Below are 587 nucleotides of genomic sequence, written 5' to 3' on the forward strand. Positions count from 1 at the left end.
TGTAGTAACGCCAGTCACAATCTCTTTTGAAGCCGAAACAGCGACCATCTCTGGCGCACACACTGTCGCGTCAACGAACACGGGCTTCACCGGCTCCGGCTATATCGAGCATAGTGGCGAAGGCTTTGTAGAATATACGTTTAACGCCTTTGAATTACCGTACGACCTTGTTGTCCGCTATGCATGGGATAGCGGAGACCGCCCTCTTGAAGTGATTTTGAACGGGCAATCGTTAGGCACATTGTCATTCCCTGCAACAGGTAGCCTAACGACATGGCTCGATACGGCTTCATTTGCACTTACCCCCCAATCTGGCTCAAACACCCTTCGACTAGAAACGACCGGTTCAAGCGGTGCGAACTTAGATTCCATCAGCTTGACACCGCAATAGCAGAGGGTAAGCAAAATGAATAGTTGGAAAATTCTATTTGGCGCCCTTCTCATCTCAACGCTTACCGCTTGCGGTGGCGGTGGTGGTGGCGGTGACGCCATCTCCGGAGGTGGAAATCCGAGCGGTGGAGACGGCGGTGAAGATGGCGGCGGAGACACACCCCCTCCAGCGGTAACCTATAACACTGGTGTGTTCT

2 protein-coding genes are annotated in these 587 nt (G+C 52.8%); both read left to right on the forward strand.

Annotated features, from left to right (window positions below; genetic code table 11):
* On the forward strand, positions 1-391 hold a 391-nt coding region (locus tag A3750_RS04750; RefSeq protein WP_156498407.1), incomplete at its 5' end, for a carbohydrate-binding protein.
* Between the two features lie 15 nt (positions 392-406).
* Positions 407-587: hypothetical protein (locus A3750_RS04755; protein ID WP_197474896.1), on the forward strand; the 181-nt coding region annotated here is incomplete at its 3' end.

The sequence above is a fragment of the Oleiphilus sp. HI0079 genome (assembly GCF_001635105.1).